This is a genomic window from Scandinavium lactucae (assembly GCF_033843265.1).
Taxonomy (GTDB): domain Bacteria; phylum Pseudomonadota; class Gammaproteobacteria; order Enterobacterales; family Enterobacteriaceae; genus Scandinavium; species Scandinavium lactucae.
The window spans coordinates 1-17,300 of the sequence record NZ_JAWXRD010000009.1; the positions used below are offsets into that span (position 1 = coordinate 1).

The following is a 17,300-nucleotide window of genomic DNA, read 5'->3' on the forward strand; positions in this document are numbered from 1 at the left end:
ACTATGATACGGAGACGGGGCAGTACCTGACGCCGGACCCAATCGGGCTGGCGGGTGGGGTGAACCCGTACGGGTATGTGCATAACCCGCTGAGCTGGGTGGATCCGCTGGGGCTGGCTTGTTGTCCGCCGAAGTATGGTTCAAGGAATGAAGCTTTCAGGGCAGCAAAAAGGGATGCGGGCATAGCTATGGGGCAACAACCAGATTTAATTGGTCGAGTTGAATTAACAGATATCAATGGGCACAAAACATTAGATACTAATTATAAGCCGATCATTACAAGGGAATATCATTATACACGGTCTGATGGTTCTAAAATTGTAATCCAGGAACACTCTACGGGGCATATTTATGGCCCTTCAGGAGCACCAGGCAACCAAGGGCCACATTTTAACACCCGGCCATATGATCTGGATTCAGGAAATGGTTCAAGAAATAGCTCTGTACCTGGGACATCTGATCACTATGAATTTCCAGGGAGGTAATATTTATGTGGTTTGAACATGCCATTTTTAAAGAGAAGTTGAAGTTCATGTTTAACAATGAGCTTTCGATTGAACATGTTGAGCTTGATACAGTTTTATACTATAGCATATCCATGTTAAGGGTACGCTTGAATAGTAGAGTGTTACCAGCCATTACTCCAGAAAAATGGAGGGGGATTAATTATAATTCGTTGTCGATAACATTGGAGTTTGGCAATGTTAAACAATTTGAATGCAAGGGTGGTGATATTGGATTTGAATGTTGTCCAATCATTACCCCTACTAAAGAAAAAACCACCCTACAGATAATGAAAGGTAATTTCATTCTTTATTGTGAGGCTGATTTTATGACAATAAAAGATATTATTCCTTTCATAGACACTCGGTTTGATTGTTAATTGTGGTCTCTAGGAAAGATCTTTCTGATCTTTCCTAAGCTTTATTATCAAATTCCCGCTCAATATACTAAACCAGTACATCCTGTATTCCCTTCATCATCCCCCCCGTCTGATAAACCTGCTTACTGGTAGGGGAGTCAGCGGGCAGTGTAAAAACCTAGGTACTTGAAAAAATGGAACAGGAATTTCTGATGTAGATCTCACATGAATAGATGGTTAGATGGGGCTAATGGCCAACCAGTCTAGGCGAGACAAATACAAATGGGAGCATAAAATTATTCAATATCACAACCCTGATACTCAGAAATAACACCTGGTATGGTGCTGACCCTCACTTTAATTTCAGGTCAGAACGACCAGATAATCCGGGTGATGCCGGGCGGGAGAGCGTTCCCGGAAGAGCGATTAGAGTACGACGCTGACCTGAATATCCGGGCGGCCTGGGCGGCGGCGGAACCGTTCAGCCAGCAACAGCGGGTGGGGCGGGTGGTCAGCCGTGGCGACTGTGAGTACCGGTACGACACCACCAGACGACTGACGGAAAAGCGGTTGTGCCGGGACGGCTGGCGACCACAGCGGTGGCTGGCGGAATACAACAGCGAGCGGTCTCATGAATCCCTGAATAACCTGACGCCGGAAGAATACCGACTGAAGGCTGAAAAACCGGAAACCTCAAAAAGTGCGTGGAACTAAAACAGGGGTGCTTACAAAATCACGTTCTCCGTACTTAAGTCAGGAACGTATCAACGCTATTCAGAACAGGTCGCAGAAAAGAAAAAGCCCCGTTTTTCAGCGAGGCCTTATGAATAGTAGTGCCCGGACTCGGACTAACGCCGAAGGCGTTGAACAGCGCGCTTGTCGCGCTGACCTCGAAGGGGTGAGCCGCTCGCGGTGAATAATCGAACGGAGTTCGATGGAGAGTCCGTTTCCTCAGAAAGCAAAAAACCCGCCATAGGCGGGTTTTTCTAAATAAGTGGTGCCCGGACTCGGAATCGAACCAAGGACACGGGGATTTTCAATCCCCTGCTCTACCGACTGAGCTATCCGGGCAACGGGGCGAATTAAACCCTAATCAGCGATTGGCGTCAACCCAAATCACGGAAAACTGACGCGTTTGCTTAACTTTACGGCAGTTTGCGCAATTTCGCTGCGATTAGCCTCAGGGTGTCGCCTGTCAGGTTAATGCCCCACCTGAACGACACTGAGCAAAGCGCAAAATATCCTCGGCCAGACGCTGCGCGGTGTCCACATCCTGTTGACTGCGCTTGACCAGCAAACGGCTCAGACAGCCTTCCAGCACCAGCTCCATCTGCTTTGCCACCATCGTTGGGTCATCAATTTCAAGCTGGGTCAGCAGCTCATGGGTGAATTCATGAGCGGCGCGCTTTTGCCGTTCTGCCATCTGATGAATCGGGTGCTCTGGATCCGGATAAAACGTACAGGCAGCAATAAACAGACAGCCGGGATAGCGATGGTTGCTCACACATTCGGTTAGTGCGTTATAGCGGGCCATCAGCTTTTGTTCGCTGGTCAGTTCCTCATTCAGCATAAGCTGACGACGCCAGATATCGACTTGCTGACTCAGATAGCGCAGGACGTCATAAAGAAGCGCTTCTTTATCGGGCCAGAAACGCTTCAGGGCATCGAGCTGCGTATCGGTCGCATCGGCGACCATCTCCAGCGTTGTGTCAGCAATCCCTTTGAGTTCAAGTAATTGCAGGGCCTTCCCCAAAACTTCTTCGCGTTGCACGGCTTTGTCCTCCGTTAATCCCTTTAAAAGTGTCGTTTACTGGGCCAGTTTCTGCAAATGCGCCTGAAACGCGGCGGCATCCATAAACCCGGCAACCCGCATGGCTGGGATCTCTTTTCCTGCGGGATCAAAAAACAGAATGGTTGGCAGACCCGGAACTTGCAACTGTTTAAGCAGGGCAGCATCCTGGGCTGTGTTGCGCGTCACGTCGGCTTGCAGCAAAACGCTATTTTTCAGCGCCTGCTGGACCTGCGGATCGCTAAAGGTGTATTTCTCAAATTCTTTACAGGCCACGCACCAGTCGGCGTACAGGTCGAGCATTACCGGTTTACCGTTCGCACTGGCCAGCGCCTGGTTCAGCTCATCGACATTGGCGATGCGCGTGAAATTTAAGTGCGCTTGTTGCTGGGTTTGCACCGCGCCAAAAGCCCAGTCTTGTAATGGGCGCACGCTAACTAGCGCCGCTGCCAGCAGAATGATTTGCACCACTCGCATCCACGGTTTGCTGGCCGCCAGACTGGTGATAAATGCCCAGCCAAAGAAGGCGATGCCGAGCATCGACCACAGACGCAACCCCCACACGTCGCCGATAATCCGCTCCAGCAGGAACACTGGCAGGGCGAGGATCACAAAGCCAAAGGCAATTTTGACCTGTGCCATCCACGGGCCGCTTTTCGGCAATAGGCGGTTACCGAAGACGGTGACCAGAATCAGCGGTAAGCCCATGCCCAGCGCGTACAAATAGAGCGTGCCGCCACCGAGCCACAGATTACCACTTTGCGCGATGTACAGCAGGATGGCGCTGAGCGGGGCGGTAGTGCAGGGCGAGCAGATCAATCCGGCGATCGCCCCCATCACAAAGACACCGCCCGCCGAACCACCTTGCTGACGGTTGCTCATCAACGTCAGTCGCGTTTGCAGCGATGAAGGCAGTTGCAGGCTGAACAAACCAAACATCGACAGGGCTAGCAGGATAAATACCGCAGAGAGGCCAATCAGCACGTAAGGATGCTGGAGTGCCGCCTGGAATTTTAACCCAGCCGCCGCCACCACCAAACCCAGCGCGGTATAGGTCAGCGCCATGCCCTGAACATAGATAAATGACAGCAGCAGCGCACGTCCGGTAGAAAGGCGCTGCTGGCCACCGAGGACAATCCCGGAGATCAGCGGATACATCGGTAACACGCAGGGCGTAAAGGCGATGCCGATACCGATCAGCAATGCCCATAATGCTGAAAATGGCAGGGATGTGGTTTCAGAGGCAGTGCTGCCTTTCACCTCGACATTCTGTTGTGCAGCAGGCGCTGGGATGGCCGCCGAAGCTACCACTTCGCTCAATGGCACCACTTTGGTTTCCGGCGGATAGCAGAATCCGGCCTCGGCGCAGCCCTGATAAGTGACGGTCAGAGTTGCCCCTTTGCTGGCCTCGGCAATCGTAACCGGCAGTGTGAGCTGATGGCGGTAAATTTCGCTTTTGCCAAAGAACTCGTCTTCATGCCACTCGCCGTCTGGCAGATGCAAAGGGGCGACTGAGGCCTGCGCCGGGGTTACCGTTATCTGTTTGCGATACAGATAATAGCCATCTTTAATTTGCCAGCTCAGGTTCAGGTCATGCGCATTCTGCTGAAAATCAAAAGCAAATGCCTGGTCGGCAGGAATAAAATTGGAGCGGCCGGGCGCGTCAAACAGTCCGGCAAAGGCTGATGTGCTGCACAGCAGCAGGATCAGCGTAATGAATCGTTGAGCCATGAGAGGTATGTGTTGTCTCCGTGGGAAACGGGTAAAACCAGCAGTTCTGGCGTTTGATACGGGTGATGTGACTTCAGGCACTCCAGCAGCTTCTGCTGATGTTCCGTGTCGGATTTCAACAGCATCTGCACTTCATACTCTTGCTCCAGCTTGCCCTCCCAGTAGTAGAGCGAGGTAGCGCCAGGCAGGAGAGTCACGCAGGCGGCAAGCTTTTCAGCCAGCACTTTGGCGGCCAGATCCTGGGCCGTAGCTTCATCCGGGGCGGTACAGAGTACAACAACTGCATCAGGCAGGGTCATCTTCAACCTCGTATCGGCGAAAAAAGGCACTATAGCATGATGCGGGGGAAGGGGATGAATGCGTCGGGCCGCTGAGCAGCCCGACTTTAACTAATTTTACACCCTGAAGGGTTTAGAGGATGAAGCTGCCCAGCAGGAAGCCGAAACAGACGGCAAAGACCACGCCCATGGTGCCCGGAATAAAGAACGGATGGTTAAACACGAAGCGGCCAATGCGCGTGGTGCCGGTGTCGTCCATCTGTACCGCGGCGACGAGCGTTGGGTAGGTCGGCAGAATAAACAGGCCAGAGACGGCAGCAAACGAGGCTACGGCGGTCAGCGGCGTTACGTTCAGCGCCAATGCCATCGGCATCAATGCTTTCGCGGTGGCAGCCTGGGAATAGAGCAGAGCGGATGCGAAGAAGAAAATGACCGCCAGCAGCCACGGATGGCCCTGAATCACGGTGCCCGCGGTCTCTTTAATCCAATCGATGTTCGCCGAAACGAAGGTATCGCCCAGCCAGGCCACGCCCAGAATACAGATACAGGCGCTCATCCCGGCCTTAAAGGTGCTGGAACTGAGGATACTGTCGGTTTCCACGTCACACAGAATGGTAGTCAGGGTAGCGACGCTGAGCATGATAATCAGGATGGCGTTGGTGGTGTTCATCAGCGGTGTGGCGACCAGCCCCAGGCTTGGGCTGTTGATGATGGCATACGCCACCACGCAGAGTACCCCGAGCAGGAACATCAGCACCGACAGTTTTGCCCGCGGTTTGATTTCCATCTGGCGTTCGCCACGCAGTTCAACCAGGCCTTCTTCCAAACGCTTCAGGTACACCGGGTCATCGGAGAGTTTAGAGTTAAACAGCATGGTGACGAGGAATGACATCAGCAACACCGCCAGCAGTGTCGACGGGATAACCACCGACAGCAGATGAATGTAGCTCACGCCGTGGCCTTCCAGCACCGAAGACATGTACACCACCGCTGCGGAGATTGGGGACGCGGTAATGGCAATCTGGGCTGCCACTACGGCGGTGGAGAGTGGACGGCAGGGCTTAATACCTTGTTCTTTTGCCACTTCGGCAATCACGGGCAGTGTCGCCAGCGAAATGTTACCGGTGCCTGCAAAAATGGTCAGGAAGTAGGTGACGACAGGCGCGAGAATGGTGATGTATTTCGGGTTTTTACGCAGCAGTTTTTCCGTTTGATTGACGAGATAGTCCAGGCCACCGGCAATCTGCATCGCCGAGATAGCCGCGATAACCGCCATAATGATGGAGATAACGTCAAACGGGATGTGTCCCGGCTTGACGCCAATGAGGGCCAGCACCAAAACGCCTAAACCGCCGGCGTAACCGATACCAATCCCTCCGAGTCTGGCGCCAAGAAATATCGCCGCTAATACAATGATAAGTTCAATGACTATCATGATTGCTTCCCTTGATTGTTAGATGTTGGATACTTAAATGTTATTTTTTTGATGTTCTATAAAAGAAAAAAGGCACGTCACCGCTGACGTGCCTCGCATGATTTTAACCTGAATTATTACTGTTCGCTTTCATCGGTAAAACGCTTCGCTTTATAGGCCGGGTGCATCAGGTTTTGTGGGGAGAAGATATCGTCCAGCTCTGTTTCGGTCAGCAGACCACGCTCCAGGACGACTTCACGCACGCTCTTCCCGGTTTCCGCACAAATTTTGCCGACGATATCGCCGTTGTGGTGACCAATGAACGGGTTGAGGTAGGTGACGATGCCGATGGAATTATAGACGTAACTCTCACACACTTCTTTGTTGGCGGTAATGCCGTTGATGCATTTTTCCAGCAGGTTGTAGCAGGCGTTGGTCAGGATGTGGATAGATTCAAACATCGCTTGGCCAATCACTGGCTCCATCACGTTCAGCTGCAGCTGGCCTGCTTCAGAAGCCATGGTAACGGTGGTGTCGTTACCGATCACTTTAAAGCACACCTGGTTGACGACTTCCGGCACGACCGGGTTCACTTTGGCTGGCATGATAGACGAACCGGCCTGCAGTTCTGGCAGGTTGATTTCGTTCAGACCAGCGCGCGGGCCGGAGGAGAGCAGGCGCAGGTCGTTACAGATTTTCGACAGTTTCACCGCCAGACGTTTCAGGGCGCTGTGAACCATCACGTATGCGCCACAGTCGGAGGTGGCTTCAATCAGGTCTTCGGCAGGTACTACCGGCATGTTGGCCACTTCAGCCAGTTTCTGCACCGCCAACTGCTGATAGCCATCCGGCGTGTTCAGACGCGTTCCGATGGCGGTTGCGCCCAGGTTCACTTCGAGCAGCAGTTCTGCGGTGCGCAGCAGGTTTTTGGTTTCCTCATTCAACAACACGTTGAACGCGTGGAATTCCTGACCGAGGGTCATCGGCACCGCGTCCTGAAGCTGGGTGCGACCCATTTTCAGAATGTCCTGGAATTCAACGGATTTTCGCTGGAAGCCATCGCCTAACTGATTGATAGCGTCAATTAATTTCACCACGGAGGCATACACCGCGATGCGGAAACCCGTAGGGTAAGCATCGTTGGTCGACTGGCATTTATTGACGTGATCGTTAGGGTTCAGATACTGATATTCCCCTTTCTGGTGTCCCATCAGCTCCAGGCCGATATTTGCCAGCACTTCGTTAGTGTTCATGTTCACCGAGGTGCCAGCACCGCCCTGATAGACGTCGACCGGGAACTGGTCCATGCATTTGCCGTTGTTCAGCACTTCATCACAGGCGGCAATAATGGCGTCGGCAACCCCTTTCGGGATGGTGTGCAGCTCTTTATTCGCCAGTGCAGCGGCTTTCTTCACCATGACCATCCCGCGAACAAATTCCGGGATGTCGCTGATTTTGCTGTTGCTAATGTAGAAGTTTTCAATCGCTCTCAGAGTATGGACACCATAGTAAGCGTCCGCTGGAACTTCCCTGGTACCCAACAAATCTTCTTCGATACGAATGTTGTTTAACATGTGAACCTTCTTGATTAAGCTGCTAATGAATTCACCCTACACACAGGATGAGTGGGGTCATGTGTGTTTTTTGACCGACGATTATTTCCTTAATCGGCCCGGTGCCCATGATCATATGCTGATAATAGCGAATTGCCGTAATCTGGATCACTTATTATGCGCCGATCCGCATCGGATTTATTAATCTGTGAAATGAATCACCGCATTAACCGTGCGGGAAAAAAGGCCGCTGATGCCGATTGAAAACGGCGATTTAGCCTCCATCTCCAGATCACGCGAATCGCAAACTCATTCAAACAGACGCCGGGAGCGGCTGTTGCTCAACAGGAGAAACCAGTGCGCTGGATACCTTTTATTGCATTTTTTTTATACGTTTATATTGAGATCTCGATATTCATTCAGGTCGCGCATGTATTGGGCGTACTGCTGACCCTGATTCTGGTGATCTTCACTTCGATTATCGGGATGTCGCTGGTGCGTAACCAGGGCTTCAAAAACCTTGTGATGATGCAGCAGAAGATGCAGGCGGGTGAAAGCCCAGCGGCAGAGATGATCAAAAGCGTGTCGCTGATTATCTCTGGTTTGTTGCTGATTTTACCGGGCTTCTTCACCGATTTCCTCGGTTTGTTACTGCTGTTGCCGCCGGTGCAAAAACACCTGACGCTTAAGCTAATGCCGCATCTGCGCTTTGTACGTACGCCAGGGGGCGGATTTACCGCCGGTAATGCGGGTGGGGATACCTTCGAAGGGGAGTACCAACGCAAGGACCAGGAGCGTGACCGTCTGGAAAACAAAGACGATCGCTAATGAAGAGTGCCCGGTGACATTGCGTTCGCCGGGCGTGTCAGACTAAGCGTGGACTTGGCCACGCTTGGGCAAGAACAGCCACAGTGCTGCCAGCATGAAAATGGCGTACAGACTTTTCAGGCCGAGCATTGCCATTAAAAGCACGCACAACACCCCGCCAATCACCGCCAAAACTCGATATCGCCCCTTCAACAGACGGCAACCGGCCAGCATACACAGCAAATAAATCATAATGAAAATACCGTTGGCATAGACGATCAGCGCTTGCAGATTAATGCTCAACGTATAGATGCCGAGGGTACTTAGCACGCAACAACCCAGTACCGCATTGAGTGCATTAATCGGCAGTCGGCGGGGTGAAAGCTGCGCCAGACGGCTGTCAGGCCGATACTGTGCCTGCGACCACACCATCCGGGCGAAGCTCTGAATATAGATATTCAGGCTCGCGAAGCAGGCCAGAAAACCCACCACACTGGCAATCCATAATGCTTTCACACCGAACAATGTCACCACGATGGACGGCAATGACGCAGCGGCGGCTTTCTCTACCCCGAAGGCATGGAAATGCAGCACCAGCACGGTACAGGCCCAGTAAACCGCACCTGCCAAAAGTAGGCCAATCATCAACGCCCGCGGGAAATCACGCTCCGGTTGTTTGAATTCGGATGCCATATGAGCGAATGCCTCCAGCCCCACGAAACACCAGAACATCACCGACAGCGCGGCGAAAAGCTGCGAGTGGTCGATGCTGGCAATTGGCGGGAACGGAATGGCGGACAGCGTAATGTCACCCGCCCACCATAAGGCCACAATCAGCGCGACAATCGCAGCCGCGACCAGCGTTTGCAGATTCGCGCTGGTGCTGGCTCCGCGAGAACTGACCCACCAGATGATGCAGAGCGTACCGAGTTCCGCCAGTAGCAGCTGTTCATCGTGCCAGCCAAACAGCGCCTGGCTAAAACCGGTGGCGATATGCAGTGCCGCAGGCAGTCCGACCGGGATAACCGACAGAAAAAGCCAGCCGGTCACGCGTTCAAGGCGCGGGCCAAACGCCATGCCGACAAAATGTGCCACGCCACCGGCGCTGGGGAAATGACGGCCTAATATTGCAAAGACAACAGCAATCGGGAACACCAGAAGGATAAGCGCGGGCCACGCCCACAGACTGTTGTCGCCTGCGACCAGCGCACCCAGCGCCGGAACGGCAAAAACGCCGGTGCCGAGCAGCGAAGTAGACAACAGCCCCACACCCTGCGCCAGCCCCAGCTCTTGTTTCAAACCACTCATCACATCAACCTGTTGCGAGAAAGTGAGCATCGTAGCACTTCAGGGACGAGTGGCGTTTTGTGAGAACAGCACAATCAAAAAATTTTTTTTAGATTTGCCCCTTGAAGCGATAGAAGGCGGCCCCCATCTCTCAGGTCACTAGCCGGTAAACCACTGCGGCCCGGCGTCACCCATAACTGATAAAGACTTTCTCAAAGGAGAGCTATCAATGAGTATTCGTCCGTTACATGATCGTGTGATCGTCAAACGTAAAGAAGTTGAATCCAAATCTGCGGGCGGCATCGTTCTGACCGGTTCAGCAGCAGGCAAATCAACTCGTGGCGAAATCATCGCTGTCGGTAAAGGCCGCATCCTGGAAAACGGTACAGTGCAGCCACTGGACGTGAAAGTGGGCGACATCGTTATTTTCAACGATGGCTACGGCGTGAAGTCCGAGAAGATCGACAACGAAGAAGTCCTGATCATGTCCGAAAGCGACATTCTGGCAATTGTTGAAGCGTAATCCACGCGCACACTGAACGAATTTGAGGAATAAAGAACATGGCAGCTAAAGACGTAAAATTCGGTAACGACGCTCGTGTGAAAATGCTGCGCGGCGTGAACGTACTGGCAGATGCAGTGAAAGTTACCCTCGGCCCTAAAGGCCGTAACGTGGTTCTGGATAAATCTTTCGGTGCACCGACCATCACCAAAGACGGTGTTTCCGTTGCACGTGAAATCGAACTGGAAGACAAGTTCGAAAACATGGGCGCGCAGATGGTTAAAGAAGTTGCCTCTAAAGCGAACGATGCTGCAGGCGACGGTACCACTACCGCAACCGTACTGGCTCAGTCCATCATCACTGAAGGTCTGAAAGCCGTTGCTGCGGGCATGAACCCAATGGATCTGAAACGCGGTATCGACAAAGCTGTTGCTGCGGCTGTTGAAGAACTGAAAACTCTGTCCGTACCGTGCTCTGACTCTAAAGCTATCGCTCAGGTAGGCACCATCTCTGCTAACTCCGACGAAACCGTGGGTAAACTCATCGCAGAAGCGATGGATAAAGTGGGCAAAGAAGGTGTTATCACCGTTGAAGACGGTACCGGTCTGCAGGACGAACTGGACGTGGTTGAAGGTATGCAGTTCGACCGTGGCTACCTGTCCCCGTACTTCATCAACAAGCCAGAAACTGGCGCAGTAGAACTGGAAAGCCCGTTCATTCTGCTGGCTGACAAAAAAATCTCTAACATCCGCGAAATGCTGCCAGTGCTGGAAGCCGTTGCGAAAGCAGGCAAGCCGCTGGTTATCATTGCTGAAGACGTTGAAGGCGAAGCGCTGGCAACGCTGGTGGTTAACACCATGCGTGGCATCGTGAAAGTGGCTGCGGTTAAAGCACCTGGCTTCGGCGACCGTCGTAAAGCGATGCTGCAGGACATCGCCACCCTGACTGGCGGTACCGTTATCTCTGAAGAGATCGGTATGGAGTTGGAAAAAGCGACTCTGGAAGACCTTGGTCAGGCGAAACGCGTTGTTATCAATAAAGACACCACCACCATCATCGATGGCGTGGGTGAAGAAGCGGCAATTCAGGGTCGTGTGACTCAGATTCGCCAGCAGATTGAAGAAGCAACGTCTGACTACGATCGTGAAAAACTGCAGGAACGTGTAGCGAAACTGGCTGGCGGCGTTGCCGTTATCAAAGTGGGTGCTGCGACTGAAGTTGAAATGAAAGAGAAGAAAGCGCGTGTTGAAGATGCTCTGCACGCAACCCGTGCTGCGGTAGAAGAAGGCGTGGTTGCAGGCGGTGGCGTTGCGCTGATCCGTGTTGCAAGCAAGCTGGGCGAACTGCGTGGCTTGAATGAAGATCAGAACGTGGGTATCAAAGTTGCGCTGCGCGCAATGGAAGCTCCACTGCGTCAGATCGTGCTGAACTGCGGTGAAGAGCCATCTGTAGTGGCTAACACTGTGAAAGCGGGTGACGGTAACTACGGTTACAACGCAGCGACCGAAGAATACGGCAACATGATCGACATGGGTATCCTCGACCCAACCAAAGTAACCCGTTCTGCACTGCAGTACGCAGCCTCTGTCGCTGGTCTGATGATCACCACCGAATGTATGGTGACTGACATGCCTAAAGGCGATGCGCCTGACTTAGGTGCTGGCGGCATGGGCGGCATGGGTGGCATGGGCGGCATGATGTAATAGCCCGTTTCTTATCCCTTATTAAAGGGTAAGGATGCCAAAAAAGGACAAGCCGAAAGGCTTGTCCTTTTTTTATTTCTGTATTCATACGAAATATGGAATCAAATAATTACCGCAACATTTAACGCTCTCCTTTAAATATTAATTAAAGAGCCTCGTGTTTTCTGACAATATCCGCTTTTTTTAGACTATTTATGAATGATCATTCAAACTGATCATTAATTTATGAATGATCTGATTTAAAAATATTATTAGCGGGGGTGATCGGTTACTACAGCTTATGCCTATTTGTATATTGATATATTCCTAATTGTTAGATGATGATCACTTTCAACGAGCAGAAAGATGTTTTTTTGTTCTACCATGCACTCGCTGGTTTTGAATGGGTGAAAGCAGGGAATTGAGCAACGGTTCTATTTCGTTCATTGCTGCACTTTTCTTTAGATTTTACTCTGTATATAGCCAGCGGAGTCGTTTAACGACGTATGGCAAGGTAGACTTTAAATCAAAGGATAGATTGTAATGAAAAATGCTATTTCCGCGTTAAAGCGCAAAGCAAATCAATATCAAGGACTAAAAAAACAACGTGGTGTGACCTTATTGGAAATCATCATCGTTCTGGGGATTATTGGTATTATCGCAGCAGGTGTGGTTGTTCTGGCGCAACGAGCGTTCTTTACTCAAGATATTAGCGATCTTGCGGACAGTGCTAACACCATCCATGTCTCCACCGTTGACGGTTTTGGTAAGGATGGCGGATATCCTGCTGGCGGTGTAGCCGCACTTGGATTTGCTGATGAAACAGCGCTGAAAACGGATGCGTCTGGCGATATTCTGGCAACCTTGTACAAGATGGGAAAAATTTCCAATTCTGAAGCCCGAAACAGTATCTCTGGTGACTACTTTGTCATCCAGGGAGTACCGACAGTCGCCGAGTCAACAGACCTGAAAGGGTTCGTTCTCAGTGTTAATGGCCTGGATATGGAACAATGTCGTGCACTACTTGGACAGGTTGCAGGTGACTGGGAATATGTTGAAGTGACCTCAGCTGCTTCCGGCACAGCCCCTGAGCTTCCTGCATCTCTCGATGTGGACACAACGACCATCCCTGCCGCGGGTACCATTTTACCGCTTAACACCGTGGGTGTTCTGAAAAGTCTGGCGGTATCAACAAACCGCGATCTGAATAGTGCAGACTATGCAATGGCCTGTGCTGATTCCAGCACAAACGCCATTAACTTAGGTAGTCGTTAATATTTTACCGTAAGCCTGATACAAACGCCTCCTTTTGGGGGCGTTATTTGTATGCCGAATAGCATGGTAAGTGAAATGTCGCTAACGAAAAAGAGTAAGGGTTTTACGTTGCTCGAAATGATTATCGTCATGGGCATCATGGGGATTATTCTTGCCACGATAACGGTATACAAAAAAAGACAAATAGAGGCCGTAGGTAGGCAAAATCTGGCGAATGTGGTCGTTGGGGATATCTATGGGTTGCTAACCTTTGCTAATGAGGATGTCATTGGTGTCGATGAAAATGGTGATGGCAAGGCTGACGTTCTTAGTCTTGATAATCCGCTTTATGATAAAAAGTATGTTCCCAATGGTGACCTTAAAAACAAAACCTACAGTCAGCGCGTATCCAACATCGCCCTTACGGATGAGATAGATAATTCAGGTAATTATATTCAGTGGGATAATAGTAAGGGGCGTGGATATTTCACCAGCAAATCCTGTAAGAATGGGAATAACAGTGTCGCGGAAGGAACATTTTTCAAAGAGTATCTCCCCTGCAACCAACCCACGAACAGTAGTCACCGGGATCTGGTATTAGAGCGTGTGGACATGGTAGGCGATGAGCAGACGCACTCCATCGACCGTATCGATTTTATTGTTGCTTATAATCCTGGCCCCACCAAAAGCAGCGACGTGCAGAAATTTTCTATTGAAAACTACACCACTGCGTTTAGTGAAGCTTTTGCTCACTATGGCCTGGTCTATTCTCGTGCCGACATGATTTATCGTTCTACGGCGATGAGTAGTACGGCCAACAATTACGGTAAGAACTGGACGTTGCTCAAACTCAAAGGGGCTGCATCTGAAGATGATGCGATTGCCTTTGGTAGCATGGCTTCGCATATGGATGAAGTTGCATTGAACATGCAGCAACTCGGTATTCGCTTCAGCTTTGCTGCGGGGGTGGGGAAATACCTGAAGTCTGATGGTTCCGTGGGCGCTGATAATCTCTGCTGGAATTCAACGGCAGGCACGATGACTCACTGCCTCAAAGTCAATGAAGGCAGTACCGGTACGGATAGCAAAGGGCGAAATGATGAAGATGGCGTAATGCATTTAACCGCTGAAACGACGGATCCCGCAGATAAAGACCATACGGTGACCGGTACGTTAATGGCAAATGTGGTCTTCGAAGGCGAGGTATTTAACGCCCAAACGGGTAAGTTTGAACAAGCGTTAATGACTAACCCTGTGATCACCTACGAATCTTTTGGCAACACTAGGGGCAGCAACAGTGTGGTGATTGACGATCCCGAAAGCTATACAGCAGATGTGGCTGATGAACCGGGGAGCATTCAATTACCCGTACAGCCTTGCCCAACGCTACCTCCCGATCCTGATAACCCCAATCTATCAACTAAGAAAGCGTTAATGCCAAGAATGGTCGCCGCTATCTCTTCTATCGTCGCAGATGCAGGGAAGAGTGAGAGCAGTGACGGATCGACAGGCCATGATAGTGATTTTGCCGATTTTATTAACAGTGGTGAAAACAGAACTGCCGCAAAAGGATTATTAGATCATCTCAGCGGCGTGGCAATTCAAGTAAACCTCGAGAAACCGAGCACGATTCAAGATGATTATAACGGTGCTTATTGGATTATCAGCGCGACGACGGGTGTCTACGATAATGCTAGTGGTCAAGCAGTAAGCGTGATTAACCCCAGCTCACTTTCAGTCGTGTTGACCTCATGGTGCAGTTCAATTCCACAACCTGACTGGGAGGATGGTGGGAAGGGAGCGAGGCCACCAAAGATAAGTCCTTAATCAGGTATTTGGAGAAATATTTTTCGTTAAATTTTAGGATGAAATTAAATGAAGGTTAAAATAATGACTCTCGTGTGGGCTATTACCCTGGTAATGATTCCGACGGCGCAGGCATTGGTCAATGCTGAGCCACAATTGAAAAGTGAGTCAACATCGCTCCTGGTTGCCCAACCCGAGCCCACACCTGTAGTGATAGCCGCTAGCACATCAGCAGATGCGGTAACGTCGGGCAATAAACCCTCTACGTCCTATCTCACTCAGCCCCTACCGGGTGCAATATCTTTAGCGCGTCCGGAGCAAGGGGCTAGCTCAACTATACCGGTTACATCGGCTAAGGCTGAGCCTAAAGCTATAACGACAACAACCGCGAAGGCTCCTGTAGTTGATGCAGTAAAACCTGTGAGTCAGACTTCAACTTCCTCCCTCGCTAAGCCGGCTGCCAAAAAAGTCGTCATTGCTGCGGTACCTGTACCGGTGGCCATTGAGCCCTCATCTGCTCTAACACCTGTTACCTATGCACCCGCCAGCGGCAAAAAAGCGCAGAATCCGTTTACGAATTCATCACCCAATTATTCGGCCTCTCCCCCTCCCTCCGTCACGCTGGTGCTAAATAGCGGAAATTTACTTAGCCAGGATATTAAGACGTGGGCAGAAAAGTCAGGGTTTAAACTGCTTTGGCGAAGCAAGAGTGATTATCTTATTTATAGTCCAATTGTGCTGACTGGTAGAAATAATGATGAAGTGTTAACTGCGTTAGGCAAACTTTTTGCTTCTGAGAATTATGGCTTGATCATAAAAAACTATCAGAAGAATCATGTTTTACTTATTGATGATATGTAACGGATAATTTTCAGGGAAGGTGGTATGAAAATAAAAATAGTTGTCTGTCTATTGCTTTTATTGCTGCAGGGGTGTGCTCAGGAATTTGAGAAGGAGTATGGTCGCTCGCAGGTTAAGGAATCCTTGCCTGGGGCTAAAAGTGCGGATCAGATGAAAGCACAGCCCTATGTTAAATATGATGAAGCCTATTTGGGGAAACGGGTTGATTATAGCGCTAAGCGTCAGAGTTTGTTGGCTAAAATTGTAACAATCAACTCATATGAGCCCGCAGATATTAATACCGTCCTTGATGTGGTTCTCGCCCAAACTGGTGTTAGTCATCGAGTAAATAATAGGGTTCCAGGAGGGACAAACGACGAAACGATAAGCCTGGGCAATCATAGTGTCAGTTTCAATGGTTCATTTGATGAGTTCATGCGCTATATATCTGCATTATATGATGTCAATACCGTTTTGGATGAAAATGATATTCTTACCGTCAGCGCCTACGGTGTCTACGCTATTAAGCTTGATTATTATGGTGAGGATAGTAAATATGAGGCCAAGCTTGAACTCTCTAATGATGGAGTAGAGGGCGGAGGGATGACCGGGAAATCGGAAACTAAATTTGAGTCATCTTTTTGGGATGACGTAGAGGACATGGCGAAAAAATATGTCTCAAGCGGTCTGTACAGCATTTTCAAAGATGCTTCGACAATTACTATGACCGGTAGGCCTTCTGAATATAACGCATTAAATAATGTTCTTAAAAGATATCAAGGCGATAACAATCGCCAGTTTGTTGTGTCATACAAGATTTTCACCCTCGATAATAATAAAGTGAAAGAATACGGGGCTGGCCTAAATATGAGCTATGTCGATGGAGGCAGCAGCGTTGTAATTGATAGTCAGGGATTGATGGATATGTTGGGAGGCGGTGCGAGCGTGGCGTTAGGCACCGATCGTGCATTTAGCGTAGATGCAAAGCTCAATGCACTCTATCAGCTTACCGGGAGTAAAGTGTTACAGAGCGGTTCGTTTGTGACACGCAATAACACGCCAATTCCTCTAAATATGACCAACTCCCAGTACTATGTCTCTGGCCGTACCCGCACAGTCAACAATGATACCGGTGAAGAAGATATTGAAGTTGAAACCTCTGAAATTGTTACTGGCACCAGTTTTATTATAACACCAAGAGTAATGACTGATGGTCGGGTAGAAGTCACCAGTGGTTTTACCAAAAGCCAACTTAACTCCATTGATACTTTTGATACTGTTCAGTTGCCCAATGTAACAACGACAGAAATGTTTAACTCAGCTGCTATTGATGCCGGGAATTTACTGATGGTGGCGAAGTATGAAGCACAAATATCCAGTGAAGATTCTCAGTATCAGGTTTTAGGGTATGGCGATAATAAAGCTGACGGCGAGATAACTGTCGTCATGGTCGTCGGTATCGACTATTACCGCACACCGTTAAATCGTTAGTGGA

Annotated in this window: 15 protein-coding genes, 1 tRNA gene and 1 pseudogene; 10 read left to right on the forward strand and 7 right to left on the reverse strand. The window is 50.2% G+C overall.

What is annotated here, in order from left to right; translation table 11 throughout:
- From SIK69_RS07450 to SIK69_RS07460, 3 genes and pseudogenes are all read left to right on the forward strand, one after another.
- A partial coding sequence (locus tag SIK69_RS07450) for an HNH/endonuclease VII fold putative polymorphic toxin (protein WP_319785771.1) occupies window positions 1-485 on the forward strand: 485 nt, incomplete at its 5' end.
- A gap of 5 nt (window positions 486-490) precedes the next feature.
- A complete protein-coding gene (locus SIK69_RS07455; protein WP_319785772.1) occupies window positions 491-883 on the forward strand; it encodes an Imm50 family immunity protein in 393 nt (130 codons plus the stop codon).
- Window positions 884-1,456: 573 nt separating this feature from the next.
- Window positions 1,457-1,576: pseudogene (locus SIK69_RS07460) on the forward strand (integrase core domain-containing protein); the annotation flags it as partial.
- A 281-nt stretch (window positions 1,577-1,857) separates the two neighbouring features.
- Here the strand turns inward: SIK69_RS07460 and SIK69_RS07465 are convergent.
- The 6 genes from SIK69_RS07465 to aspA form a co-directional block, all read right to left on the reverse strand.
- Window positions 1,858-1,933: transfer RNA gene (locus tag SIK69_RS07465), tRNA-Phe, on the reverse strand.
- Window positions 1,934-2,057: 124 nt separating this feature from the next.
- Window positions 2,058-2,633 carry a transcriptional regulator gene (locus tag SIK69_RS07470; protein WP_319629178.1) on the reverse strand — a complete coding sequence of 192 codons (576 nt, stop codon included), beginning with the start codon at window positions 2,631-2,633 and terminating at the stop codon, window positions 2,058-2,060.
- Between the two features lie 36 nt (window positions 2,634-2,669).
- Window positions 2,670-4,382: a protein-disulfide reductase DsbD gene (locus tag SIK69_RS07475; RefSeq protein WP_319785773.1), complete on the reverse strand. Its 1,713-nt coding sequence runs from the start codon at window positions 4,380-4,382 to the stop codon at window positions 2,670-2,672.
- Complete coding sequence (cutA, locus tag SIK69_RS07480) at window positions 4,358-4,681, reverse strand: divalent cation tolerance protein CutA (RefSeq protein WP_319629180.1); 324 nt, start codon at window positions 4,679-4,681, stop codon at window positions 4,358-4,360. The genes SIK69_RS07475 and cutA overlap by 25 nt, the downstream gene beginning before the upstream one ends.
- A 112-nt stretch (window positions 4,682-4,793) precedes the next feature.
- Entirely contained in the window at window positions 4,794-6,095 is a 1,302-nt protein-coding gene (locus SIK69_RS07485) for an anaerobic C4-dicarboxylate transporter (RefSeq protein ID WP_319629181.1), read from the reverse strand.
- A 116-nt stretch (window positions 6,096-6,211) separates the two neighbouring features.
- On the reverse strand, window positions 6,212-7,648 hold the full coding sequence (aspA, locus tag SIK69_RS07490) for an aspartate ammonia-lyase (protein WP_319785774.1): 1,437 nt from the start codon (window positions 7,646-7,648) through the stop codon (window positions 6,212-6,214).
- A gap of 336 nt (window positions 7,649-7,984) precedes the next feature.
- Here aspA and SIK69_RS07495 point away from each other — a divergent pair, with 336 nt between their 5' ends.
- On the forward strand, window positions 7,985-8,455 hold the full coding sequence (locus SIK69_RS07495) for an FxsA family protein (protein ID WP_319629183.1): 471 nt from the start codon (window positions 7,985-7,987) through the stop codon (window positions 8,453-8,455).
- Window positions 8,456-8,497: 42 nt separating this feature from the next.
- On the opposite strand, the gene yjeH is transcribed toward SIK69_RS07495, so the two are convergent.
- Window positions 8,498-9,742: an L-methionine/branched-chain amino acid transporter gene (yjeH, locus tag SIK69_RS07500; RefSeq protein ID WP_319785795.1), complete on the reverse strand. Its 1,245-nt coding sequence runs from the start codon at window positions 9,740-9,742 to the stop codon at window positions 8,498-8,500.
- A gap of 208 nt (window positions 9,743-9,950) precedes the next feature.
- Between yjeH and SIK69_RS07505 the strand changes: the two genes are divergently transcribed.
- The 6 genes from SIK69_RS07505 (at window position 9,951) to SIK69_RS07530 (ending at window position 17,296) form a co-directional block, all read left to right on the forward strand.
- Window positions 9,951-10,244 (forward strand): co-chaperone GroES, encoded by a 294-nt coding sequence (locus SIK69_RS07505; protein ID WP_013367964.1) that lies wholly within the window; start codon window positions 9,951-9,953, stop codon window positions 10,242-10,244.
- Window positions 10,245-10,282: 38 nt separating this feature from the next.
- Window positions 10,283-11,926 (forward strand): chaperonin GroEL, encoded by a 1,644-nt coding sequence (groL, locus tag SIK69_RS07510; RefSeq protein WP_319629185.1) that lies wholly within the window; start codon window positions 10,283-10,285, stop codon window positions 11,924-11,926.
- Between the two features lie 522 nt (window positions 11,927-12,448).
- Window positions 12,449-13,180: a type IV pilus major pilin gene (locus SIK69_RS07515; protein ID WP_319785775.1), complete on the forward strand. Its 732-nt coding sequence runs from the start codon at window positions 12,449-12,451 to the stop codon at window positions 13,178-13,180.
- Window positions 13,181-13,255: 75 nt separating this feature from the next.
- A complete protein-coding gene (locus tag SIK69_RS07520) occupies window positions 13,256-14,986 on the forward strand; it encodes a prepilin-type N-terminal cleavage/methylation domain-containing protein (protein ID WP_319785776.1) in 1,731 nt (576 codons plus the stop codon).
- Window positions 14,987-15,034: 48 nt separating this feature from the next.
- On the forward strand, window positions 15,035-15,826 hold the full coding sequence (locus tag SIK69_RS07525; RefSeq protein WP_319785777.1) for a TcpQ domain-containing protein: 792 nt from the start codon (window positions 15,035-15,037) through the stop codon (window positions 15,824-15,826).
- A gap of 24 nt (window positions 15,827-15,850) precedes the next feature.
- Entirely contained in the window at window positions 15,851-17,296 is a 1,446-nt protein-coding gene (locus SIK69_RS07530; protein ID WP_319785778.1) for a type II and III secretion system protein, read from the forward strand.
- The last annotated feature ends 4 nt before the right edge of the window (window positions 17,297-17,300 follow it).